Consider the following 26298-nt stretch of genomic DNA (forward strand, 5'->3'; position numbering starts at 1 on the left):
CATGCTCGCAACTTATTTTACAGTAAAAGAAACAGGTGAACACGAAATTGTAATCCAAAAATCCCGGTTTATTGCTCATATAAAAAGAGTCGAAACGGAACAGGAAGCCCAGGAATTTATTCAAGTCATTAAGAAAAAGCATTGGGACGCTACCCACAATTGTTCTGCCTATCTGATTGGCGAGCAGGATCAAATTCAAAAAGCCAATGATGACGGGGAACCAAGCGGAACTGCCGGCGTCCCGATCCTTGAAGTTTTGAAAAAGAGAAAGCTTAAAGATACCGCCGTTGTTGTTACTCGCTATTTTGGCGGGATTAAATTAGGTGCAGGCGGTCTCATCCGTGCTTATGGCAAAGCAACCTCTGAAGGTCTTGATGCCGTCGGAATCGTTGAAAGAAAACTTTCCCAAATCATCCATGTGAAAATTGATTACACTTGGCTCGGAAAGTTAGAGAAAGAACTTAGGGCATCTGAATATAAAATAAAAGAAATTCACTACCTAGATAACGTCATCATTGATACGTTTGTCGAGGTAAGAAGAGTCGATACTTTTGTCGAATGGATGGTCGAACTCACCAACGGCCAGTGCACCATCGAAAAAGGTGAAACAGTATACCTTGAGGAAGATTATATTAGGTCTTGAGATAGAATACAATTGGGAAAATTTAAAGGGGCTCAAAGTATGAGTCCCTTTTGTCATGAGCGGTCTTTTGCAGTGGTAGTTTTTAGCGTCTGGACAATATTTAGTAATGGGCGGTAGTCCCGTCCCATAAGGCCGATTTTTTCGGCAATGATTTCAATAAAAAGAATAACTACAGCGATTAAAAATAAGGCGCCGCCAATTCGGGCTTGTGAATAAATGACAGCAACAAGTCCAAAAAACGCTGCCATTGCATAAATAAGCAGAACAGTCTGGCGGTGTGAATAGCCCATGCGCAGCATACAATGATGCAAATGAGATTTATCAGGTGCAGACAAAGGCTTTTTGTTAATGATACGCCGAAGTATTGCGAAAAATGTATCCGAAATCGGCACTCCAAGAATGATTACAGGAATTACAAAGGAAATAAAGGTGACATTTTTAAAACCAAGAAGGGACAAAACTGAGATGATAAACCCTAAAAACAATGCCCCGGTATCTCCCATAAAAATACTGGCCGGATGGAAATTGTAAAATAAAAATCCTAGTGTACTTGCCAGTACAATTAACCCAACCGCAACAACATATAAATTCCCCTGAATGATCGCCATCCCCGAAATCGTAATTAACGCAATTGACGATACCCCTGCAGCTAGTCCGTCCAATCCATCAATGAGATTAATGGCATTGGTGATTCCAACAATCCAAAGGATCGTAATCGGAATACTTAAAAAACCAAATTGCAGCTGACCGCCAAACGGCAGATTAATAAAGACAACTTGCAGGTTACCGAAAAAAACTACGGTACAGGCGGCTGCCAGCTGGCCAATTAGTTTATATTTTGCGGGCAGCTCAAACAAATCGTCACAAAGTCCGGTAATGATGATAATCAAACAGCCGATAAGTATCGCAAGCGAGTAGGGGTTTCCAGGCCTTAAGAGGATCATTCCAACCATAAAGCTGATAAATATCGCTAAACCTCCAAGTCTTGGCATAATCGATTGATGGACCTTTCGCTGATTTGGCCTATCGGTCGCTCCAATAAGGAAGGCTAATTTTTTTATGAGTGGTGTAATAAGAATTGACACAAAAAAACATACTATCAAGGTAAGAAAAAGCATAAAAAAATCCTCCTTCGTAGTAAGTTTGTCCATTAAACAGAAATCGAAAACAAACAAAACATAGTAAAAATCGGAAAAAATAAAAAGAGGCAATTCCTCAAGGAATTGCCTCTTCTTCAAGACAGATTACTTAATCCAAGCTCCGTCTTTACCTATTTTGTATTTGCCGATTGTAGTATTAGCAGCCATTTTACCATCATTGTATAGATAGTACCACTTATTGCCAACCTGTACCCAGCCAGTTAACATAGCACCGCTGTTTGCAAGGTAATACCAATTCTTGCCAGTGAATACCCAGCCAGTCTTCATAACGCCGTGAACATCAAAGAAGTACCACTTGCCATCTACTTTTGCCCAGTTAATTTTCATATCGCCATTAACTTTGTCTAAGTAGTACCATACTTTACCTTCTTTAAACCAGCCAGTCTTCATTGCACCGGCAGTTTCTTCATCTTCACTAAAGTAGTACCATTTGCCGTTTACTTTCACCCAGCCAGTTTCCATGATACCGTCTGCGTTGAAGTAGTACCAAAAACCTTCTTCATTTAACCAGTTGCTTGTAATTTCTTTACCAGTAGCAGGGTTGATATAGTGGTAACCATCTTCATCACCATACCATCCAGTATATTGTTCTACAGTAACAGTTGCTGCTTCACTTACATTACCAGCGGCATCCTTCGCTGTGACAGTAATAACTGTTCCTACATCAAGTGCATCAAAATCAATTGAAAAGAATCCTTCTTCATCAGCAGTAACTGTACCAAGTACAGTGTCGCCAACTTTAGCTTCTACTGTTGAACCTGGTTCTGCATATCCAATTACAGATGAATCAAAGTTTGTTACAGCATAAACCTCTGGAAGTGCAGGGGCAACACCGTCTGTAACAGTTACTTTTGTTTCCGCACTTACGTTATTAGCAGCGTCGGTTGCAGTAACAACTAATTCAGTGCCAACTGCTTGCGGAGCAATTGTAACAGTAAATTTACCGTCTGTTCCAGCAGTTGCTGTGCCGATAACAGTACCGCTTGCTTTCACTTCCACTTTTGCAGAAGCTTCGGTAGTACCAGTTACCTGTTTTGCCACATCTGTTACAGCAGCAACTTGTGGAGCAGCTGGTGCAGTCGTGTCAAGCAGAGTGATACGGTCTTCAATTTCAGCGTAAATTGGTCTTGATTGAGCTTTTACGTAATCAATTAATGTGTCTAAATCTGTTTTTAATACAGTCCGGTCTGTTCCTTGTTTAAGGATGGTATATCCATCTCCACCGTCAGCCATAAAGTTATTTACAGCAACCGTGTAAGTGGCAGTTTCATCAATCTTTTGGCCGTTTGGTAAGAAGATATCCACTACCTTTTGACCGATTGGATACTTATTATCCCAAGAGTAAGTTAAGCCAGCAATAGACATGATTTTGTTTCGGTCCGCTGCAAATTGCTGATTTAATAATGTTCTTACTTGTGCACCAGTAATCTTTAATGTAACAACATCATTACCGAATGGCTGGATTGCGAATAGATCACCCCATGTGATGGTCCCTTTCTTAAGGTCATCACGGATACCGCCTGAATTCATGAAAGCAAAATCAGCACCTGTTTGAGCTTGCATTGCATCAGCAATTAAGTTACCTAAAGATGACTCTCCAGCAGGAGTTTGTGTACGTGTTAAAGCAACAGCAGATTTTCCAACAACTTGCCCAATAATTGGCGCGATCTCTGCTTTATACCCATCAAGTTCTGCCTTGATTTTTGCATCAGGAGTAATACTGTCTTTGAATGTTGAAGCAACTTCAGCTTTTTTCGTAACGATGTCTTGTGTTACTGGATCAATTGTTAGATCAACATCAGAGAAAGCAGTTCCATATGAATAGGATTGAACAAGAAGCTTCTCTTTTCCAGTATTATCAACAATTGTTGAGTTTAAGTATTTATGGTCATGCGCACCGTATACAACGTCAACTTCTGGGTCAATTGCCTTAGCAATATCTACAACTTTACCAGTTGGGTTAGAACCGTTAGAAGCTGATGTACCCGGATCATGAGCTAGAACCACGATGGACTTAATGCCCATACCTTTTAACTCAGCAGCATACTTGTTGATTGCTTCTGTTTCATCAGTGAATTTAACGCCTTTTACCCCTGCTGCAGTTACAATACTAGGAGTTTCAGTTGTAACAACACCAATGAAGCCAATCTTCACGCCGTCTACTTCTTTAATTGCATATGGAGGTAAAATTAGTTCATTTGTATTTTCATCCACAACGTTGGCAACAACATAGTCGAAGTTTGCGCCCTCAAAGGCACCATATTTTGCTTCCGTCTTCGGATGTGCGCCGCCATTGATTAGACGCTTCATTTCTGCTACGCCCTCATCAAATTCGTGGTTACCGATTGTACCCACGTCCATACCAATTTCATTCATGAAACGGATTGTCGGTTCGTCTTGTAATAGGGCAGATACCGGACGGCTTGCACCTACTAGGTCACCAGCTTGTACCATCAATGTGTTTGCTGGGTTTGTTGCTTCTCTTTGCTTTAAGTAAGCAGCTAAATATTCAATACCGCCGACTTCTCGGTTAGATACCTTAGTTGAGTAATCTAATTGACCGTGGAAATCGTTGATGCCTAATAATTGAACGTGAACATTTTGGTCTAGCGTGTATTGTTCAAATCCATCTGCTACAGGAGCAACATCTTTCACATTTGGCGCAGATGCTAAAACATCTTTTGCTGCCGGTGAAGATTTAAATGTTAGATTTTTTGCCACTCCGCCAACAGGTGCGATTTTCCAGTTGTTATCTGCTGAAGGATTTACAACGCCTTGCTCTTTAATATAATCCATTAAAATCTGACGGTTTTCATATGGTGAATCCACAACAACTTTGGCAATTCCTCCCTTTGTTCCAGGGAAGTTGCCTCCACCGCTAGCACGATAGTTATTCGTTGCAACGATGAATTTTTGAGCTGGATCAATTGGGTTTCCATTCATATCAGTGAAGTTAATGATACGGTGTGCATCTGCATTTAGGATAGTTCCATCACTATATTTGTATCTTGCAGGCTGCGTTACATCGATTTGATACTTGACACCATCAATTACATCAAAATTGTAAGTTGGGAATCCGTAATCGATTAATTCTTGTGCATTTAGATTAGTTGGATCAATTTTATTGAATTGGGATGCAGACATTTCTAACCATTCTTTAACTTCAGCACCCGTTAATTCAACAGCCTTTAATGTGTTGTTGAACAGGTACAGGTCATTGGCACTCTTAATAGAAAGATTGCCCTTTGCAATATTAGTGTAGTCTCCAGCTCCGCCGCGGCCTGCTTTGAATGGAGCACCCGCTGAAATAACTGGAATATCCTTCAATTCAGGCTTATTCGTTGCAATCCACTTTTTAACATAATCAGTTTGTGCATTGTTAACGATTTGGATTGTTGGATCATCCATTACACGTGAGAAATAGCTTTGCATACGTGATGTTGTTTCACCTATTTTTCCATTAACATATGCAACCGTTGCATCATGCTCTGGTTTTACAGCATCAACAATTGATTGATCAACAGCTGTTGTAGCCGTAACAGGCATGTCAACAGATTTGGATGCAGCTTTATCTGCTGTCCATTTTCCATTTTCATCTTGTACTAATGCTAAGTCTAGTACACCAAGGTTATTACCCCAGAATCCAGCCTCTACTGCAGGTGTTCCGTTGATGGTACCTTGAGCTGTATTCAGGCCAGTTAAATCTGGATTTGTTGCAACTCCACCTTGGTGGAATTCTTTACCAGCAGGGAAAGCATAGTGAGCATGTCCAAAAAGAAGGGCATCAATACCAGCCACTTTACTTAAAGAGAAAACGGCATTTTCTGCATCTTGTTGACCATCATTTGTAACGTCACAGCCGGAGTGGGCAATCGCAACAATTACATCTGCACCCTTGGTTTTCATTTCAGCCACATATTTTTCTGCTGTCTTAACGATATCTTTTACGATGACTTTTCCTTGAAGGTTATCTTTATCCCATTGCAGGATTTGTGGTGGAGCGAAACCAACGATACCAACGTTTACAGTTTGTTCAACGCCATTTTTATCCTTAATCTTTTTAGGAATAATTTGATATGGAGTGAAGTAGTTTTGATCATTTGTTGGATCACTGTCATGATCATCCTTGTAGATGTTAGCGTTTACAATAGGATATGGAGCATTTTTCATGGCTGTGTCTAAAAACCCTAGTCCATAGTTGAACTCATGGTTTCCGACAATACCGCCATCATAGTTTAAGAGCTTCATAGCTTTAAACATTGGGTGTGTTTCATCAGCAGTTAATGGCTTTACTTTTGCTACATAGTCAGCCATTGGATTTCCTTGCAATAAATCACCAGCATCAAACAACATCGAGTTGCTTGGGTCTACCTCTGAACGTGCTTGTTGAATCAAGCTGGCAGTTTTCGCCAAGCCGTAGTTTATCCCCTTATCCGTATCTTGGTAATAATCGTATGCCATTGCAGCATCATGCAAGTCAGTCGTTTCCAAGATACGAAGTGTAGCAGTGTTTCCTGTTACTGCAGCTTTCGCAGTATGTGGAAAAATATTCATAGGAACTGTTGTAAGCGCTAACGCAACAGCTAGAGAACTATTAAGCATGCGTCTCTTCATGCTTCTCTTTATCTTTCTCTTCACACTTTTTCCGCCCTTCGACAAAAAATATTTGTATTGCAAGACTATTCTACTAATTTTACCAATAGATTCATAGTCTTTTTTGTAAAATATTTGTTGGTATTTAGTTGAAAGTTCGTAAATTGTTTTTAGCTCGAATATTTAGAATTTTCAAGGGTTCAAGCTTCTTATTATTCTTAATCTTATGTAACATTTCCTAGCTGAAAAACGTCTAGTATGGGGAAGAATTCTGCAAGAAAGGTGGAATAATGTAAGAATTATATTTTTTCAAATTTCGACACTAAACTACAGTTTACGTAGCTGTAAAAAAAGGGTAAAATGTAAATTGGTCTTTTATACTTTTAAAAAATGAATCATGATGATATTGATATAAAGGAGAAAATATATGTCCGAAATTCAACGCTCACAGCGTAAAGCGCAGAAGAAGAGAAAGATCCGGAAAAAGCGGGTTTTTATGTGGATTTTCGTTCCGTTTTTAATTGTTGCCCTATGTAGTGCCGCATATGCGACTTTTATCCTTAAAAAAGCGGAGTCAGTCGTCAATAAATCATATAAGCCCGTTCAGACAGTATCAAAAAGAACAGTCAAAGCCAACCCTGATATGGATAATATCTCAATCCTCTTGATTGGAGTCGACGAAAGTAAGAGCCGAAAAAAGCAATATGGCGATGCGGTTCGATCTGATGCCCTGTTGGTGGCGACCTTAAACAAAAAGGAAAAGTCCGTCAAGCTGTTAAGTATACCGCGTGATTCGTATGTGTATATTCCCGACAAAGATAAATATGATAAAATTACCCATGCTCACGCTTACGGCGGTCCGAAGTATACAATCGATACTGTACAAAACCTTCTTGATATTCCGATTGATTATTATGTAAAAGTAAACTTTTATGCCTTTATTGATGTGGTAAATGCTTTAGATGGGATTGATGTGGATGTCCCTTATGCTATTTCAGAAAAGGATTCCGAAGACCATCACAATGCCATCCGCTTAAAACCTGGCCTCCAAACGCTGAATGGTGAGGAAGCGCTGGCCCTTGCAAGAACGCGTCATAAGGATACCGATGTAATGCGCGGGATGAGACAGCAGGAAATTATTAAAGCGATTTTCAAAAAAGCACTATCACTTGGTTCCATTACCAAACATGCTGACATGATTGAAGCAGTTGGCGACAATATGCAGACGAATATGTCCTTTAATGATATGAAGTCGTTGATGGATTATGGCCTTGCAGGCAGCGGCGGCTTACAAATCGACACCTTGAACTTAAAGGGTGCGGATGATTATATTAACCGAGTTTACTACTACAAGCTTGATGAAGCATCGCTCGAAGAAACAAAATCAATCTTAAAAGCACATTTAGCTGACGATTCGACTGCTGACGACACCAGCACAACAGACAGCACAGATAATAGCAGTGATTCTGATTCAAATAATGCTGATACAAATTCAAGTGAAAAAAATAACAATTAGGAAAAAAAGCCGCATCATATTTCGTGATGTGGCTTTTTTTTATTGAATGTCCATTTTTGATTTAAGAAGAAATTTACGACCATGCCCAGGAAAGTAGAAATAATTTGAGCTGTTGCAGAATGGATATTTAACTGATCAACCAATATGTATAGAGATAAAGTGTTAAATCCAAGCGTAATAAGATTAACGACAAAAAATTTTAGAAATAGCATCAGAGTCCCTGACTTTTCTTGAAACACCCAGTTTTTATTCCAAAAAAAACTGTTGATGGTTCCCAAGCCATAGGCAATGGTGTTCGCTATTAAATAATTTATTCCCAGATAAACGAACAGAGTGAAACTCCCTATCGTAATGAGAGTATTGAAGATACCAACAGCACCAAACTTTAAAAACTTCGTCATATTTTTAAATCCACCATTTTTTAGGTTCATTATACATTTTTTTATAACATAGAAAAAGCCTGACCGCTTTGGCCAGGCTATACATCTTATCTATTTCGTGCTGTAGTAACTAGTAAAACTCGCATCATTTTGATTAATGGGCGGTAGTTCTTGCCGACAAGTCCAACGGTTTCCGCTATCAATTCTATTAGAATTAATAAGACTAAAATGAGGAAGAATCCTCCCATAAGCTTTGCCTGCGAAAAGATAATCGCTGCAAGACCGAAGAATGCAGCCATTGCATAGATGATTAATACCGTCTGACGATGGGTAAAGCCGGTACGCAGCAGACAGTGGTGTAAATGCGATTTATCTGGTGCTGATAATGGCTTCTTATTCACAATTCGGCGAATAATCGCAAAGAAGGTATCAGAGATCGGAACGCCGAGAATAATAACAGGAACGATAAAGGAAATCAGTGTTACGTTTTTAAAGCCTAATAAGGATAATACCGAAATCATATAGCCCAAGAATAATGCCCCTGTATCACCCATAAAGATTTTGGCTGGATGGAAATTGTAAAGCAAAAATCCAAGAGTGCTTGCTAGAACGATAGAGGCGACTGCAGTTACATAGCCATCTCCCATGATAATCGCCATTCCAGAAATCGTAATCAAGGCAATGGAAGAAACACCGGCAGCTAGTCCGTCTAAACCGTCAATTAGATTGATAGCATTAGTAATCCCGACGATCCAGATAATTGTCAGCGGGATACTTAAATAACCGAATTCAATTTGGCCGCCAAATGGCAGGTTGATAAATTGAACGTGAACACCGCCCCAGATAACCACAAGGGCTGCTGCTGCAATTTGAGCTATAAATTTAATTTTCGCCGAAAGTTCTAACATATCGTCGAGTATTCCAGTAATGACAATGATGATACTGCCAACAATAATCGGCAGCGCATATGGTCCGCCTGGACGAAGGACTAACAAACCAATAATAAAGCTTAGGTATATAGCTAATCCGCCAAGACGCGGCATGATTTTTTGATGCACTTTTCGTTGATTTGGTTTATCTGTTGCCCCAATTTTAAAAGCGAGTTTTTTTACTAAAGGAGTAAGCAAAATGGAACTAATAAAGCAAATTAGCAAGGTGATGTATATCATCATGATCCTCCCGAATTTTTTGTCTGCCTATTTTGTTAGTTTCATAGTAATAGGCAAAATAGGGATTTTAAAGTTTAATAGAATCTTCAATCCTGCTGCCCATAAGGATTATAACATAAGAGTTTTTTAAAGAAAATAGAAATCCTTGGCTTCTCCTTCTTGGAATCAATAAAGTTAGCAATCTGATAAAAAGCTGTAAACAACGTAACAAATAATTCGCGAATGACCTTTTCCCCAAGTGGGGCTGGTCATTCGCTATTATTTATTCTGCAAAAGGGCGGTAGTCTTTCTTGCTTAATTCCTTTAAATAATCAACAAGAGAGTTTCGTAAATCATCTCTTTCCAAAGCAAATTCGATCGTTGCCTGAAGGAAACCGAATTTATCGCCCACATCATAGCGGATTCCATCAAAGGCATAAGCTAACACCTTTTCGTTAGCGGCCATTTTTCTAAGGGCATCAGTTAACTGAATCTCGCCGCCATAGCCAATCTCGACTTCTTCCAGAAAGCCAAAAATTTCCGGATTCAAAATATATCTGCCCATAATAGCAAAATTAGAAGGGGCATTTTCCCTTGGTTTCTCCACCATATCCTTTACTTCGACAATTTTATTAGAAATTCCTTCATTGCTAGGAGCAATAACTCCATATTTATAAAGTTCCTCATTTGGCATGATCTTCGTCCCAATCACACTGCAGCCGAATTGTTCGTGTACATCCATTAATTGCTTTAAGCACGGTTTATCACTTTTAACGATATCGTCACCTAAAAGTACGGCGAATGGCTCATTTCCAATAAACCTTCTCGCACAATGAACCGCATGCCCGAGACCTAACGGCTTCTTTTGTCTAATGTAATGAATGTTGACCATCGTGGAAATATCCTTCACCATAGTCAACAGCTCTTGTTTGTCTTTTTCTTCTAACTCAAGTTCTAATTCAATTGAATAATCAAAATGATCCTCAATCGCTCGCTTGTTCCGTCCCGTTACAATAATGATGTCTTCAATCCCAGAGGCAACGGCCTCCTCGACAATATATTGAATCGTTGGTTTATCAACGATAGGAAGCATCTCCTTAGGCTGTGCCTTTGTTGCTGGAAGAAATCTAGTTCCTAATCCCGCTGCGGGAATGACTGCTTTTTTAATTGACATGGTTATAGCTCCTTTGATATCCTTTGAAAATTTTAATTAACAATGGCTTGATATGTTCAACTTCATATCTTTCTGCCGTTTTTAATGCCGCCTTTTTCATCTGTTCTGTTTTAGTTTCATCCATTGAGAAAAATTCAATCATCTTTTCTTTCAGGTCATCGTCATTTCCAACCTCAAAAAGTATGCCGTTTTCTCCATCCTGAATATAATCTAATAGTCCGCCGATTTTACTCCCAATGACAGGAACACCGCAGGCCATCGCTTCAAGACCAACTAACCCTAAGCTTTCTCCTTTACGTGTAGTGGGAAAACAAAACACTTCCAGACAATTATAAACTTCACTCAACTTTTGCTGCGGGAGAAGTGGAAAATAAATAATATCATCCTGTAAATGCAAATCCTCTACTAATGTTTCATAATCTTTTTGCTGGCTTCCCTTACCCACGACGATTAACTTCCGCCCTTGGAAATGGCCTAAATCCTTAATTTTTTTTACGGCAGGCAGGACAATGTCCCAGCCCTTACCTACATCTAAACGTCCCACAAATCCAACATACTTGTAATTATTACTCAAATTCAAATCGGCAAACACATTCTGGCGATTTTCTTTTTGATGAAAAATATTTTTATTCACGCCCCCAGATGGAAAAACCCTAATCTTTTCGATATCAACTTGGTATTTTTCAGCGACTAGGTTTTTGTAATAATTCGATGGCGTAATAATAATGGTCGAAAGATGCAGAAGTTTTTTCACATACTTCTGATGCTTTTCTTGAGACTGTACCTCGGGTACGACATCACTGCCATGAACATTGGTAAAGATTTCAGAACTTTTTTTCAAACTTTTTAAAATAATTAATGGGTAGGAATTATGGGAAGCATAGTGCACATAGATAGCATCATATTTTCCAAAAAAACCTTTTATGATTATTCTTAAATAATAAAGTATGTATGAAAGTAACTTGCTCAGTTTACTATGACTTTTATAAAGGACTGCTTTCTCAACTGTCCAGCCTTCACTTTTAAGTATTTCTTCGGTGTTTTTCACAAATATTCCATAATTCGGATATTCATCACTTGGATACATATTTGAAATTAAAAAGATTTTCATGTGAATCCTCATCTCTGTATATAGAACTGCTTTGTATTTATTATAACCATGAAATTTGACGAAAATGAGAAAGGAAAGTTACAAACTAAAGACTTTCCTATTACGGTTAAAAGAATAAATTTAGAAAAGGCCAAGGATCTCTCCCAGGCCTTTATACTTCAACATACAATTACGGATGGTTTGCCAATTTGCTTTTTTGATAAACTAAACCAAACAATATAAAGAAGTACATCATAAAGGAGTCATTCTCCAAAATATTATATACGGCACTGCCCACTATAAGGGAGATAATGAAGTAGACTAGGAGAGGCCCGTAAAATTCCTTTCTATTTTTCCAGGTGGTAACAAGTAAAAAGTATGCCGTCATAAAAATCGACAACATGCCAAGTGCACCTGTTTCAGCAAGAATTAAAATATATTGGTTATCCGAATAAAAATTCCTGTCAATATTATACTCTTCATAAACAGGAGATGAATACGTAAGCGTCGCCGCTCCTCCAAATGTCCCAAATCCTGTTCCAATGAGTGGATGATCTTTAAAAATTTCAATTGCTTTTTTTACATAATAAATACGTCCACTCTCGCTGCTTTGGCCAATTTCTTCATTTGAAAAGGTATTTTTAAATCTTTTGCCGCTCTCAGCTCCTCCCTCTTCTCCACCATTTTGTTGATAATAATGGGCATATGGTGAAATACGTTCATAAGTTTGATCGGCAATTTGGTTAATCCCGAAAAATAATCCGGCGGAAATGAATGTGACAACTCCGATTGAGACAAACGGTCTCCATTTTCTACTTAACACAAAATACACAACTACAAAAACTACAATAGTCAACAGAGTACCTCGTGAATAGGTCAGCAAGATAGTAGTTCCTATCAGCGTTAAACCAGTATAAATGAAATATCGCCATTTTCCTTGGACATGTTTAAGCAAATATAGCGATATAAAAAAAGTAATGACTAAAAACAGTGAAAGCTCATTTGGTCCTTTTATCAACCCGTAAACGCGGATTCGATTTGTCGGCGATAACCACCACTCCTGCCATACTTGCGGCATTAGCATAGTCTTATGAAAAATTTTTTCCACAAACCCATGAATCGAGAGGATGACACCCAAAATAAAGGATGTAATAGACATTTTTCGAATGGTATCAAAAGATAGTTCCATCCGTTTTACCACATAGAAAACAATATAAAATAGAAAGTAGGCTCGTAACTGAAAAATAATTGCTTTTAACGAAACACCAGTTAGGAAGGCAGAAATGACACCAATAACAGCAAAAGCGAAAAAGGCCCATTCAAAGGGATGAAAAGTGAAAAGATTTTTGATATCCTTCCGCTTATCAAAAATTGTTCTTAACAGCAGAAAAGCAATTATGGCATCTCCTAATATTTTAAAACCTGGATTAACTGCAATTAAAAAAGGGCGGATTGGAATTAAAACAAGAAGAAATAATAGACCTGTTTCTTTGTTCAGTAAAGAACAAATGGCAATGACTAAAGATATTAGCATGGCAAGTTTGCTATTTCCGATGGCCAGCGCTGCGATAACAGCTAATATCCCAAGAATAAGTATAGAAAAATGGCTTTGAAGTAATTTCATTGATTTTGTACTCCTATTTTCTAAATTAATGCTTATAAAGTGCAATTGTTTCTTCAATCATCTTGGCAAGTGTAAAATGGTCATCAAAGTACCTTCTTCCATTACTAGAAAGCTTATCCATCAACTCCTGATTGATGAGCAAACTGTGGAGTGCATTCGCCAGTTCTTCAAGATTGCCATATTTGACAAGCAAACCGGTTTCTCCATGTTGAATTACCTCAGGCAATCCGCCGACATTCGTCGCCACTACAACGCGGCTATAGGACAACGCCTCCATCGCCACATAGGATAAAGCTTCATTACTGGATGGAACGACGACAATATCACTACTTAGGTATAGTTTATCCTTCTCTGTAGAAAATCCCTTAAATTGAATAAAAGTATTAAGTTTTAGTTCGTGAATTAAAGAAACTAACTCTTCCTTTTGCGGTCCTTCACCATAAATATGGCATTCCCATTTAATATTTGGGGCTTTATCCCTTAACACGGCTAAGCTTTTTAATAAAAAGGCTTGGCCTTTTTCTTCACGCAGTCGTCCGATCACAGAAATAACAGGAACCTTACCTAGGTTTGATACTCGATGTTGATTAGCAGGCCCCTCCACTCCATTATAAATTAATTTCATCTTAGCGGTAGAAACACCCTTTATTCTTAGCTGCTGATACATAAACCGCGAAACGGTAATAACTTTGTGATTGAAGGAAGTCATAATTTTATTGAAGCTTCGAATAGCTTTACCCATTGGGACATCCACATGATAAGTCCACAGTACTTTAGATCGTGCACCCATCATTTTTGCGAGGATTGCCAGGTAATTTTCGCGTAAAAATTGTGCATGGACGACCTCCACTTTTTCCGCAAGGATAATCTGCTTTATTTTCTTTGCAGCCCTAATGTCAAAGGGACCGTTCATTTTTACTTGAAACATTTTTACGTTGGTGCGTTCAAAATCGGCCAGGCCAGGACCTTCTTCAGAATAAATAAATCGGCAATTTTCAGGTCCAACCGCTTGAATTAAATCTAATACGTATTTTTCTGTTCCGCCTTTACCAACGAAATTTAATAAATAAAGAATGTTCGTCAATAGAAACCCCTCTGTAAAAAATATGAATTTATTTTACCAAATCAAAATAATGTTATCGTTTATCCATGTAATTATCAAGTAATAAAGTGATGCCAAAGTAAAAACAACGCATGGTCAAACTCTGCGTTGTTTAATATAGAGAATTTTTTTCATCAATCCAATTGCAATTTTTTCCCTCAATAATAATAGCAGTGAAGAATAAACAATGATTCCTGTCATTACCTTTACCAAAATCGACAAGAATAAAGAGAAACGCAAATATGAACTTAATTGATAAGCGATAAACGCCATTGTAATTGAAGCAAGCAAGTAAATCAAAATATCCTGCTTGGAACGGGCTTTTAAGTCGAGCACATCCTTCAAATACCACAATTGAATCGACAGAATGAGTCCCTCTGTTATAGTAGTGGCAATGGCTGCTCCTACCGCCCCATAGCGGGGTATCAACAGTATATTAAGGGCAAAGTTCAAAGCCGCCCCAATCACGATCGGCAATGTATACTCCTTGTTCTTTTGCATGGGCACGAGATACCACGAACCGAAAATGACTCCTAATGATTTAAAGATGATAATGGGTGCCATCACCATCGTAATCGTCACGCTCGGTTTAAATTTGTCCCCTAAAAACCAGAGAACGAAATCATGTGAAATGATTAGGAATCCAAACGTAATCGGCAGGACAATAAAAATGGTTAAGGTAACGCCATTGCGGAGCACATGTATTAGCTTTTCAAACTTTTTCTCCGCAATGAGTGAAGACGTTCGTGGGAGCATCACGACCCCAGATATATTTATAAGTGACGATATCATATAGACAATTTTATAAGCCTGCTCATAGTATCCGACCTGTTCAGTAGTTGACATGATTCCAAGCATGGTTTTATCTAGTACAGAGTAAATCATGGCAGAGAAGCTCGGAATGAACAAGATGAGCATTTGATGAAAATGACGCTTAATTTGTATATTTGTTAATGTTATATGGACATAGTCATTTAACCGGTAAAAGAGAGCGATATTCCCGACCACAACGGCAGCGGCCATGATGATAGTATATAAAACAATGTCATTTTTATCTTTTACAAAAATAAACACACTGCCAAACCCTAAGAGCTTTAGTGTTATATTACGTGTGACTACCTTTTTGAATTTTTCTAGTCCTTGAAAAAGCCACGTGATGTCAAAGAAAGCGCCGAATAGGTTCAGTGACTGCCAATAAAAAACAGCATCGTTTTCCCAAACAAGCGGGACGCAAATAAAGTAAACCCCCGTAGCTAGTAATAATAATCCTGTTCTAATCAGGAAAATTTCGCTGAAGGAACGTGAAAGTTGCTCAGGCTTTGCCTTGTCATTTGCAATTTTTCTTACCGCGTACAAATTGGAACCGAGCAGGAACACATTGATGAAGAGCGTAATATAGGAAAAACTATAGCTATAATGCCCAACATTAGAAGGCCCTAGAACCCTGGATATATAAGGGATTGTTAAAAAAGGGAGTCCAAGGAGGACAAATTGCTGCAACAGCACATAAAGGAAATTCTTTTTTAATGTAGACATATCTAACCTCGTAAATAAGACTTCTTTATTAAATTATAATGAGAAACTATGAATACAATATTGGAGTTTCCTTAAGATTTTCTTAAGAGTTAATTTCAAAATAATTTCAAATATTGATATAAATCGATTGATTTATTTTTTCAAAAATTTCCCTTTCATTTTCGAAGTAAACAAGGTAATGATTTCGTCTTTTGATAGAACTAATATGACCATGTATAAAAGACCACAGGCTGCAACAATGAGAATAAAAAGCAAGATTGTTCCGTTGAATACGGAGCGAATCACCAGTGATATAGGAATAAATGGTAATGAAAAAACGAGATATTTTAAATTGGCCCATGATAATAATTGGAATGGTATTTTTAAATATCTTCGGATGTATTGGTATTCGAGAGCAATCAGCAAGATATTGGCAACAGCTGTTGTCAAGATGGCCGTTTCAGCGGTTAGAACACCGAAGTATAAACACAGAGAATTTAAAGCTGCGTTCACAATCCCAGAAAGAAAAATTAATCGGACCAGGATATTTTCTTTCTTTTTAATATATATAACTTGGTTAGATAATATCGATTCAAAACCAATTGTAATCATATAAAGGGCGAAAATCTTTAAAACCGGACCTGCAGGAATAAATTCTTTAGAACCATAAATGACAACACCAAGGTCAGCAACAACATAAAGACCAATTGCTGCCGGAAATAATAGTGCGGAGTAAATTTTCGCGATTCTATTAAGCAGACCAAGATATTGATTGTCATTTTCACTGCCCACTAAAAATGAAAGCCTTGGAATGGTTACTTGAATAATACTAAGCATAATGGCGTTAATCATTGTTGCAATTTGCTGGGCCATCGTATAATAAGAAACCGATTTTTCACTAACAAATTGTCCAAGCATAAAACGGTCAAGTTGGGTATACAAAATGTTTCCGTTTGAAAATATTACCACGAGAAATAACGGTTTAAGATGTGGGGCAAACCGAATATTTGAAAAATCAAATTTCACTCTTCTTTTCACATAAATAAAGCTGATGATATTATTTAATCCAGTTGTTAAAGCTAACAAACCAATAAAAACCAAGTAGTTATCTGAACTTTTTACAAATGTCAGCAACAATATGACATAGATAATTTTGACAATGACCGTCTTTATTGTGATGAAACCATAATCCTCATAGGCTTCGTTGACCCATTCGACGAAGAAAATGTTTAGAAAAAAATTCGTTCCATAAACCATTAAGACGGGAAATAACGCTTTACTGCCATATCCTAGATAGGAAACGACCAGATAAATGATAAGAGTTACCACGTTGGTCATTAAGCTAAAGGTAAATAAGCTTGTAAATAGCTGATTCACCTTTTCTTTATCAGTTCTGATTTTGCTGACCTCACGCAGCCCATATTGATAAACACCAAAGGCGGCAAAAATAAAAAAATAGTTAAAAATGGTTTCCCCGGTCTTCACTCGACCGATGGCATCCGTTCCTAAAGTACGATAAACATATGCACCGATGATCACTGGCACGATTAAATTAAAAAAGTTTAACGTAATTTTATATATTGCATTTTTTATTAACGATTTTTGCATGAAACAACCCTCAAATCAAAAAGTAAGGGCTGTCTAATACCAGCCCTAAACCTTCCTAGATATATTCTTTAACAATAACTGGGGTATCAATCCGTTTAATGTTATCAGGTGATTCCCCTGCAATCCAGCTTTCATCCTTTTGCATATAAGTTGTCCCGTAATTATCCACCAGATACTCATGGGAATTTTCTGGAATCTTGAACATTTCGCCTTTAAATTGATAGTCCATTAATCCTTTAAAATGCGAAACGACTGTACTTGTACGGTATCCTTTTGCTACTTGATAGGTCGGGAAATTTTCGAATTCCATATCAAAGCCAATCTCACTGAAATAACACCAAATGAGGTCCTCACCTTTTTTCCAATAATAGAAAATATCAATATGTAGGCCATTATAATGAAAAGCCTGCTCAAAAATCTTTCCGTCCATTTCATACTGTTTATATAGCATAACACCTTTTTTCTCTAACACTTGAACCAGTTGATCCTTCTTTTTATCGTCAAAATCGAAGCAGCCGATATCCAAGTCTTTGTCATGGCTGATAAAATCCTTTTCCCTTACGGCCCCCAGCAGTGTCCCATAATCAAGCCAAAACTCCTCACCAATTTCTTCAAAGCCTTCTTTCATATACTTCAAGGTTTGTAGACCATGTACATGTACCATATCCTTTTGTTTTTGATATTGAGCCTTATCATATTTTCGCTTCACCTTAATTAAAACTGGATTATTCCTGGCAACCCTATAGAATTTGCTTGCCCGTAAATGTTTAATCAAATTATCTACAAACGACCCCATCTTTCTCCCCCTAAACCATGAAGTAAAAGCCTCTCTCCATAAAACACGAGAAAGGCTATTTAAAACATTTATTAAATAGTGCCAATTTATCCATTCTATCTTTTTAACGTTTTTATTAGGAATTTTGGTAAGATTAATTGTCTTTTCCAACGCCATGGTTCTTTCATAAGCCGGTAGAACCATTCGAGTCCCAGTGACTGGAATATCTCCGGTGCTCTTTTAAGGTTTCCTGATATCACATCGTATGAACCGCCGACTCCTTGAAATACAGATGGTGTAACCTTGTTCATATGATTAACAATCCAATATTCCTGTGCAGGACTTCCTAATGCAACAAAGATAATTTCCGGATTATTTTGATTGATTGTATTAATGACCGCTTTTTCATCCTTCTCATAACCATGTAATGTGCCCACAATTTGAATGCCAGGGATTTGTTTTTCAAGCACAATTTTTGCAGCATCTGCTACTCCTGGCTTACCGCCGTACAGAAAAACCCGTTTCCCTTTTATTGCCGCCATATGACATAGTTTTAGCATCATATCAATGCCGGTCACACGACTTCTTATCTGACCGCCTTTTAACTTAGAAGCTAAAATAACACCAATGCCATCCGGAATTTGATAATCAGCACGGTTTAGAAGCATTCTTAACTCTTCGTCTTCTTGCGCCTTCATAATTTTTTCCGGATTTATCGCTACAATAAACGACTTTTTCTTCTTTTCGATATCCTGCATTAATAGTGAGGCGAGCTGGTCGTAATTATAATAACAAACATCAACCCCTAGAAAGTTTTCTTTCATAATGTACCACCTGTTATTGATTTGGAGTTCACACATAAGAAATGCATAGCCTTCCTTTGCACAATCTGTGACATCAGTGCAAATTAACTATGTTTAGAATCCCCTAACACACGAACTTCAAAACCTGATTTAACCCAAGCCTCACGAGGAAGGCAATTTTTTGTATCAAACACAATTTTAGAACGGACAAGGTTTGACGTTTGCTTTGGATCTAGAATCTTAAATTCGTCATGCTCTGTTAAAATAAGTAGGATGTCCGCATTTTGCAAGGTTTCATCAAGCTTTAATGATTGCTGCGGCAGTTTCTGCTCCTTAATATGCGGATCAAAAGCAGAAAACTCCAAATTCATCTCTTTTAAGTGATGAACAACCTCAACGGATGGGCTTTCGCGCATATCATCGATATTGGCCTTAAACGACAAGCCCAATACTGCTACTTTTGGGTTTTTAATTTGATGTTGTTCGGCAATCATTTTTACTTTTTTCGCAACAAATTGCGGCATGGAATCATTTGTTTGACGTGCAAGATGGATGATTTTTGCATTTTCCGGATCCTGCTCTACAAGAAACCACGGATCGACTGCAATACAATGTCCACCTACACCAGGGCCTGGGAGGTGAATATTTACTCGTGGGTGGTGGTTGGCAAGCTTAATGGCCTCCCAAACATTTACCCCAATATTTTCACTAACTCGTGCTAGCTCATTAGCAAATGCAATGTTAACATCTCGGTACGTATTTTCAATAACCTTAACCATTTCTGCAGTCGTCGCATTCGTTAAGAAAATTTCACCCTTTACAAAGGCACGGTACAAATCACGAGTTTTTTCCGAAGACTCACGGTTAATACCGCCGACAATTCGGCTGTTATTAACAAGCTCCTCAAACACCCGTCCTGGAATCACCCGTTCCGGAGAGTGAGAAATAAGCAATTCTGTTCCTATTTCGAGCCCGCTTTCTTTTAAAATCGGGATCATCACATCTTCAACAGTCCGAGGCGGTACCGTTGATTCGAGTATGACAAGGTTCCCTTTTTCAAGATACGGTACAATCGATTTCGTTGCCGCTTCAACATATTTCATATCTGCCGTTTTATCCGGGTTAATTGGCGACGGAACGGCGATAATAAAAACGTCCGCTTTTTCCGGCGTAGTGGAAACGGTAAAATTGCCGCTGTCAATTGCCGCATTCAAACGTTCTTGCAAACCATTTTCTTCAATATGAAGCTGTTTATTTTGAATTTTTTCTACTGCCGCAGCATTTACGTCTACACCGTGAACATGAATGCCGTTGTTGGCAAACATAACAGATGTTGGAAGACCAATATAACCGAGGCCGATGACACAAATTTTATTCATAAGAAACTTCCTTTCAAACCTAGCTTAAAATGTTCTATAAGCTTATATTTTACTTTAATGGCGCTGTCTACCCGCCAAAAAGTATGACGATTAATTTTTACCCAACTAATTTTAACAAAAATCTTTATTAAAAGAAACTCTAACGGGTGAACGATGTCGGATTTTGGCCTTTCTGCTCATTTTTTCACGTAAAAGTTGATTTTTTAAATAATTTTGTCGCCAAATAATATTATGATTGACGGATAGAAAAGTCGACAAAAAAAACGAGTGAGGAAGATTTTCCTACCCGCTCATTTAGAATTTTACTTATTCGGTCTAGCTCCGCCCCACGTTCCATTTTCGTTAAAATAATGAACTTCCGAGCCAATTGTTAAATATCCTCCATGTACCATATAACCATTTGAATTAAAATAGTACCAATTATTGCCCCATTTCAACCAGCCGCGTTGCTCAGCTCCATTATTGTTATAATAACGATAGTCATATGCGGAGCCTTCTTGTTTAACCCATCCAGTCACCATGTCACCATTTTTACTAAAATAATAATAATTATTTGTGATGTAGTTTCGACCAACAACTGAGTAACCATTATTATTGAAGTAATACCACTTGTTTTTATATAGTAGCCATGTTTTGTTATATAGAGCGCCGCTGCTCTTAGCATAGTGCCAGTATTTTCCGTCAAAATACCAGCCGTTTGCTTTCATCACACCATTGCCATCAAAATAGTATGGTGTGCTGCCAACCATATGAACGCCCGTTACCATTTGACCGTAGGAATCTTGAGCTGGATTTAAATAGTACCATTTACCGCCAAGGTTGAGCCATCCTGTTAAAAGATTGCCTTTGCTATTTGCATAATACCAATAATGACCATCTTTAGCCCAGCCAGTTTTCATCACTCCCATGTTATCAAAGAAGTAATGGGCATTACCAATTTCTTTTACACCAGTTACCTTCATACCTTCTTCATCAACATAATACCATTTTGTGCCATCTGGAATCTATTTGCTAGTAGCCAATACACCCGTATTTGGATCAAAGAAGTATTTTACACCATCAATATCATACCAGCCAGTAACCATATTGCCATCTTCATCGTAGTAATAAAGATTTCCTTCATCATCCACTGTCCAGCCATAGTCGATTCCCGGGTCGTAATTTCCATCATACTCCACTTCAATTCCGTTTGCCATTAAACCGCTGATAATCTGCATCGCGGCAGAACCTTCAGTTAAGTCAAGATTTGGCATATCAAGAAGCATAACAAATTCCAAACTGCCTAAATCCTTTAATGGGGTTAAATCAGATACTGGATTGGAAGAAATAAATAAATATGATAAATTATCAAGGCTGATTAACGGCAATAAATTCGTAATATTATTGGACTCTAAATCCAAAGATGCTAAAACTGTTAAATTTGATAAAGCGGAAATATCGCTAATATTATTTTCCCATAGCGATAGAGATTCAAGATTGGTTAGACTGCTTAAAGGGGAAATATCTGTAATAGCGTCATTGGTTAAATCTAAGGTCTGCAGATTTGTAAGTCCGCTAAGAGAAGAGAGATTACTGAAATTGCTTTCTGAAAGACCCAAGCCCACTAGCTGTGGTACTCCACCCAATCCCGAGACATCATTAATATTATTGCCGGATAGGTCTAAATACTGTAAAACTGACAATCCATTAAGAGATGCCAGGCTGCTATTGGAGAGTGGCTGGTTATAGCCTAAGCCTAAATACTCTAATTTCGTTAATTTACTTATTACTGATAGATTACTAATTTCATTGTTCGATACATCTAGAAAAGATAAATTTACAGCATACTCTAATCCTGTTAGATCACTAATATTTAAGTCCATTGCGGTTAAGTCCGTAAGTGTAGCCAGTTTGCCTTGGGTGATGGCTGCTGTTGAACTGAGTGCTAAGGCCTGACGAACAGCTTTTGCCAAATTGGCATCTTTGAACTGAACCACATCTGTTGCACCTTGTGTCAATGCATTAGGTGCAGCGCCATTTGGTGTTTGCTGGTTTAATTTTGGGTTTTGTTTCAGCAACTCATTTAATGCTTTTTGTTTAAATGATTCTTTTGTCCACTTTGCCGGCTTGACAAAGGCTGGAGCTATTTGTGAAACCGCTTTCGTATTCAATGGTGGCATGATTGAAAGCGATAGAATAGAAGCTAGCATGATCTTGCTAAATTTCTTCATCTCTATTAACCTCCTTATTTACTAGGTACATTATATCAAAGCCTTACCTATTAGGTGGAAAAATATGAAAATATTTTATTATAGTAGAAAAAATAAAAGCGAAACCACTTTAGTGATTTCGCTTTTCAACTTTTATTAAGTTTTTATTCGGTCCATGCTCCATCACTGCCAAGTACATATCCGTCGATTGTTGTACTTTTGGCCATTGAACCGTCAGATTTTAAGAAATACCATTTGTCAGCGGAACGAATCCAACCCGTTGCCATTTTACCGCTCGCCTCCAAATAGTACCAGTTGTTATTCCAGAATAACCAGCCCGTTTCCATGGCACCGTTTGAGTCCAAATAGTACCATAGGTTATTATCTTTAATCCATCCGGTTTGCTTAACTTCATTTTTATAAAAATACCATTTGCTCCCAGAATGAACCCAACCGTTTGTGGTGTTTCCAATTCGTTTCGAACCTATATATGTACTGGTATAGTATGATTCTCCCAAAGAACTAATCTTCACACCTGAACTGGAGGCATGTACAAATTTATTATCACCTAAGTAAATTCCTACATGGGAAGCTCCTGCTTTATAGGTGCTGAAGAAAACTAAATCGCCTTCTGTTAAATTGCTTTTTGAAACCGCTTGCCCTTTTGTGTATTGGTCTGAAGCAGTTCGAGGCAATGTAACCCCGGCTTGTTTATATGTAAAGCTTGTAAAACCAGAGCAATCAAATCCCTTTGGAGACGTTCCTCCCCAAACATATGGAACCCCAATATAATCAAGTGCAATATCCGCTACCTTGTCGCCAAATGTTGCTGCTTCTGTTTTATGACCGCCCATTAATCCGCTCAAGAGTAAAGAACATGATAGTAAACCCCTAACCATTAACTTCTTCATGACAACCTCCGTGCTTTTTCTCTCTCTTTTTTGTTAATTCTAGTATCTCATAAAATTTGAAAGATAAAATTTACAGTTATTTTTTAATATTATTACAAAAATATTTCAAAAACTGACTTTTTTCGACTCTATCAGAAATATTTCTACGTTTTCAGCAGAGAAATTCAGACAATATTAACAAAATATTGTTCTAATTAAAAATAACCCCGGGTAATAAAACCGGAGTTATTTCTGATTTCGTTTTCATTTGAATATGTTCCATTAATGCGGAGATTCGCTGCTCATTTATGTTGAAGCAAACAACTGCAATTTTACAATTTATTCTTATTTACCTCATAATAGTTTACATACCAGTCTATAAAATGGCTTATGCCATCCTTAATGGAAGTTTGTGGTTTAAATCCAATATCATTGATTAAATCCTGATCATCTGCAAATGTTTCTGGTACGTCACCTGCTTGAAGCGGCATGAATTCTTTTTTCGCTTCAATTCCTAATTTTTCTTCGATGGTTGTTACGAAATCCATTAAATTCACAGGGCTATTGTTTCCGATATTATAGACCTTATAGGGAGCATAACTAGCCCCTGGATCTGGAACCATTCCATTCCAGTCAGGATTAGGTTCCGGCTTTCTTAGAGACAAACGATAAATACTTTCGACGATGTCATCAACATAGGTGAAATCGCGCATCATCTTACCATTGTTAAATATTTTGATTGGTTTACCTTCAATAATGGACTTCGTAAATAAAAACAATGCCATATCAGGTCTACCCCATGGACCGTAAACGGTAAATAATCTTAATCCTGTAGTTGGTAATCCAAATAAATGACTATATGTATGAGCCATTAATTCATTGGCCTTTTTGGTTGCGGCATATAAACTTAATGGGTGATCGACATTATCATGGACAGAGAATGGAAGCTTTGTATTTGCTCCATAAACGGAGCTTGATGAAGCATAAATCAGCTGTTCAACTTTATTATGCCTGCAAGCTTCAAGAATGTTGGTGAAACCAACCACATTAGAATCGATATATGAATGTGGGTTTTCTAAACTATATCGCACGCCTGCTTGTGCCGCCAGATTAATGACGAATTTAATATCATGGTCGGAAAAAGTTTTATTAATAGCTTCTCTATCTTCCAAATTCCCTTCAATAAAGGTAAAATTTTGATGCTCCACATTCTTTAACCGATCTCTTTTTAATTGAACATCATAATAATTATTAAGGTTATCGTAACCTACAACCTTATAGCCTTCCTTTAAAAACCTTTTTGACAAATGTGAGCCAATAAAACCTGCAGCACCAGTTATTAAGACTGACAAAATAAACACCTCTATAAATATAATTCTAAAAAAATAACCCCGATTAGGAAACCGGGGTTATTTAATCTAAATTTAAAGATGTGAGTTAGGGGTCTTCATATTCTCATTTAATTTTTTATAAAAGAAATTATTCATCAGTATACAATAAACTAAATTGGCAAGTGAGGTACCTAACGCTATAAATTCAATGCTTTTCGAATATAAAAGGAATATCATGCACAACATTATATTTACGATAATAGCTGTTATTTGGATATACATATAGGTCTTCTGATTATGGGTTGAATTAAAATAATTTGCAGCAAAGCCTACTAAAGTTAATGGATAAATTCCTAATATTAATATTTGAGCTGCTTTAATTCCCTTCACATATTCAGGCATTAGCCAGGTTATTAAAAAAGGAAGTGTTAAATAGCCAATTAAAACAACCAGACCCAGTAAAATAGCTATTATTTTGTTTACTTTCCAGGATAATCTCCTAATTTCCTCATAATTATTTTTACTAACAAGCTCCACAATCTTTGGATAAAATACTTGTCCAATTACCTGCGGAAATAACATCATCGTACTAAATACGAGTATTCCAACTCCATAATTCCCCATATCTACCGGGGTCATAAATAAGGATATGATAATACGGTCACTTGCAATCATCAAACTCCAAATGAGTCCAACTAGTAAAATAGGAAACCCTATCCGTATCAGCTCTTTATACTTTTCATTATAAAATTCCAATTTTACCTTACGAAATGAACCCCTTCCAAAAATAACTTGGATTATTAAAGATAAAATCATTCCTATATATAAACCTGTATACCCCATCACATAAACGAAAATAAGTGTTAAAACGGATTGTGAGATACTTTTTATGAAAATAAGTCTTGAAGCTGTTTTAAATTCCTGGTTTGATTTATAATACATTTCTATATAACCGGATAGAAACGTTAAGACACCTATAAATGTTGTTGCAAATATTCCAATTTTATATTCGATATCTATATTAAAAAACAGGAGAAAAATACTTGAAGCGAATAGAACAAACATGCTGATTAACGGGACGGAAAACATAAATGAGAAGGTTAAACTTCTGATTTCCTCAACCTTCTTGTCTTCATTTCTCGCTAAATAATAAGGAACTTCTCTATTCATTGCATTTAGAGTACCAAATTGCAGTAATCCAAGGAATGGAAAAACCATAGAAATAGTTAACCAGTATCCATAAATTTCAGGACCCAGAAGATTTCGTGTCAGTACTCCTACAATAAAGGATAGGAATGATGATAGTAACGTCACAGAACCAAAGGAAAAAATGCTTCCGATTATTTTATTCTGTTTTAATTCATTCAATAGTAACATG

General features: G+C 37.4%; 20 protein-coding genes. 2 read left to right on the forward strand and 18 right to left on the reverse strand.

The annotated features are described in order from the left end of the window. Window position 1: 1 nt before the first annotated feature. A complete protein-coding gene (locus ACIFOT_RS12245) occupies window positions 2–643 on the forward strand; it encodes a YigZ family protein (protein WP_430064796.1) in 642 nt (213 codons plus the stop codon). A gap of 53 nt (window positions 644–696) precedes the next feature. Here the strand turns inward: ACIFOT_RS12245 and ACIFOT_RS12250 are convergent, their stop codons facing one another. Both ACIFOT_RS12250 and ACIFOT_RS12255 read right to left on the reverse strand, forming a co-directional pair. Beyond that, window positions 697–1761, reverse strand: a complete 1065-nt coding sequence (locus tag ACIFOT_RS12250) for a glycosyltransferase family 4 protein (protein ID WP_430064798.1) — start codon at window positions 1759–1761, stop codon at window positions 697–699. Between the two features lie 126 nt (window positions 1762–1887). Beyond that, the gene (locus tag ACIFOT_RS12255) at window positions 1888–6441 is read right to left on the reverse strand and encodes a bifunctional 2',3'-cyclic-nucleotide 2'-phosphodiesterase/3'-nucleotidase (RefSeq protein WP_430064800.1); all 4554 of its coding nucleotides are present in this window, start codon (window positions 6439–6441) and stop codon (window positions 1888–1890) included. A 382-nt stretch (window positions 6442–6823) separates the two neighbouring features. Between ACIFOT_RS12255 and ACIFOT_RS12260 the strand changes: the two genes are divergently transcribed. Then, window positions 6824–7912 (forward strand): LCP family protein, encoded by a 1089-nt coding sequence (locus ACIFOT_RS12260; protein WP_430064802.1) that lies wholly within the window; start codon window positions 6824–6826, stop codon window positions 7910–7912. Between the two features lie 14 nt (window positions 7913–7926). On the opposite strand, the gene ACIFOT_RS12265 is transcribed toward ACIFOT_RS12260, so the two are convergent. The 16 genes from ACIFOT_RS12265 to ACIFOT_RS12340 all read right to left on the reverse strand — a co-directional run bounded on the left by ACIFOT_RS12265 (window position 7927) and on the right by ACIFOT_RS12340 (window position 26297). Further along, on the reverse strand, window positions 7927–8313 hold the full coding sequence (locus ACIFOT_RS12265) for a GtrA family protein (protein WP_430064804.1): 387 nt from the start codon (window positions 8311–8313) through the stop codon (window positions 7927–7929). Between the two features lie 86 nt (window positions 8314–8399). Then, window positions 8400–9461, reverse strand: a complete 1062-nt coding sequence (locus ACIFOT_RS12270; protein ID WP_430064880.1) for a glycosyltransferase family 4 protein — start codon at window positions 9459–9461, stop codon at window positions 8400–8402. Between the two features lie 262 nt (window positions 9462–9723). Next, complete coding sequence (galU, locus tag ACIFOT_RS12275) at window positions 9724–10614, reverse strand: UTP--glucose-1-phosphate uridylyltransferase GalU (protein ID WP_430064806.1); 891 nt, start codon at window positions 10612–10614, stop codon at window positions 9724–9726. Then, window positions 10604–11725, reverse strand: coding sequence for a glycosyltransferase family 4 protein (locus ACIFOT_RS12280; RefSeq protein ID WP_430064808.1), 1122 nt, complete (start codon window positions 11723–11725; stop codon window positions 10604–10606). The genes galU and ACIFOT_RS12280 overlap by 11 nt, the downstream gene beginning before the upstream one ends. Before the next feature lie 169 nt (window positions 11726–11894). Beyond that, complete coding sequence (locus tag ACIFOT_RS12285) at window positions 11895–13328, reverse strand: O-antigen ligase family protein (RefSeq protein ID WP_430064810.1); 1434 nt, start codon at window positions 13326–13328, stop codon at window positions 11895–11897. A 25-nt stretch (window positions 13329–13353) separates the two neighbouring features. Continuing rightward, window positions 13354–14412, reverse strand: coding sequence for a glycosyltransferase family 4 protein (locus ACIFOT_RS12290; RefSeq protein ID WP_430064812.1), 1059 nt, complete (start codon window positions 14410–14412; stop codon window positions 13354–13356). A gap of 114 nt (window positions 14413–14526) precedes the next feature. Continuing rightward, window positions 14527–15966, reverse strand: a complete 1440-nt coding sequence (locus tag ACIFOT_RS12295) for a flippase (protein WP_430064814.1) — start codon at window positions 15964–15966, stop codon at window positions 14527–14529. 132 nt (window positions 15967–16098) lie between these two features. After that, a complete protein-coding gene (locus ACIFOT_RS12300) occupies window positions 16099–17553 on the reverse strand; it encodes an oligosaccharide flippase family protein (protein ID WP_430064816.1) in 1455 nt (484 codons plus the stop codon). A 55-nt stretch (window positions 17554–17608) separates the two neighbouring features. After that, the gene (locus ACIFOT_RS12305) at window positions 17609–18349 is read right to left on the reverse strand and encodes a LicD family protein (protein WP_430064818.1); all 741 of its coding nucleotides are present in this window, start codon (window positions 18347–18349) and stop codon (window positions 17609–17611) included. A gap of 95 nt (window positions 18350–18444) precedes the next feature. Beyond that, window positions 18445–19152, reverse strand: a complete 708-nt coding sequence (locus tag ACIFOT_RS12310; RefSeq protein WP_430064820.1) for a WecB/TagA/CpsF family glycosyltransferase — start codon at window positions 19150–19152, stop codon at window positions 18445–18447. 83 nt (window positions 19153–19235) lie between these two features. Next, window positions 19236–20510: a nucleotide sugar dehydrogenase gene (locus ACIFOT_RS12315; protein ID WP_430064822.1), complete on the reverse strand. Its 1275-nt coding sequence runs from the start codon at window positions 20508–20510 to the stop codon at window positions 19236–19238. A 302-nt stretch (window positions 20511–20812) separates the two neighbouring features. Next, window positions 20813–21472 (reverse strand): hypothetical protein, encoded by a 660-nt coding sequence (locus tag ACIFOT_RS12320; RefSeq protein ID WP_430064824.1) that lies wholly within the window; start codon window positions 21470–21472, stop codon window positions 20813–20815. 42 nt (window positions 21473–21514) lie between these two features. Then, window positions 21515–22720, reverse strand: coding sequence for a leucine-rich repeat domain-containing protein (locus tag ACIFOT_RS12325; protein WP_430064826.1), 1206 nt, complete (start codon window positions 22718–22720; stop codon window positions 21515–21517). Window positions 22721–22863: 143 nt separating this feature from the next. Further along, entirely contained in the window at window positions 22864–23610 is a 747-nt protein-coding gene (locus ACIFOT_RS12330) for an NlpC/P60 family protein (RefSeq protein ID WP_430064828.1), read from the reverse strand. A 311-nt stretch (window positions 23611–23921) separates the two neighbouring features. Next, window positions 23922–24941, reverse strand: a complete 1020-nt coding sequence (locus ACIFOT_RS12335; RefSeq protein ID WP_430064830.1) for an NAD-dependent epimerase — start codon at window positions 24939–24941, stop codon at window positions 23922–23924. Between the two features lie 72 nt (window positions 24942–25013). Further along, a complete protein-coding gene (locus ACIFOT_RS12340; RefSeq protein ID WP_430064832.1) occupies window positions 25014–26297 on the reverse strand; it encodes an oligosaccharide flippase family protein in 1284 nt (427 codons plus the stop codon). Window position 26298: the final 1 nt, after the last annotated feature.

The organism is Neobacillus sp. NRS-1170, assembly GCF_050468025.1.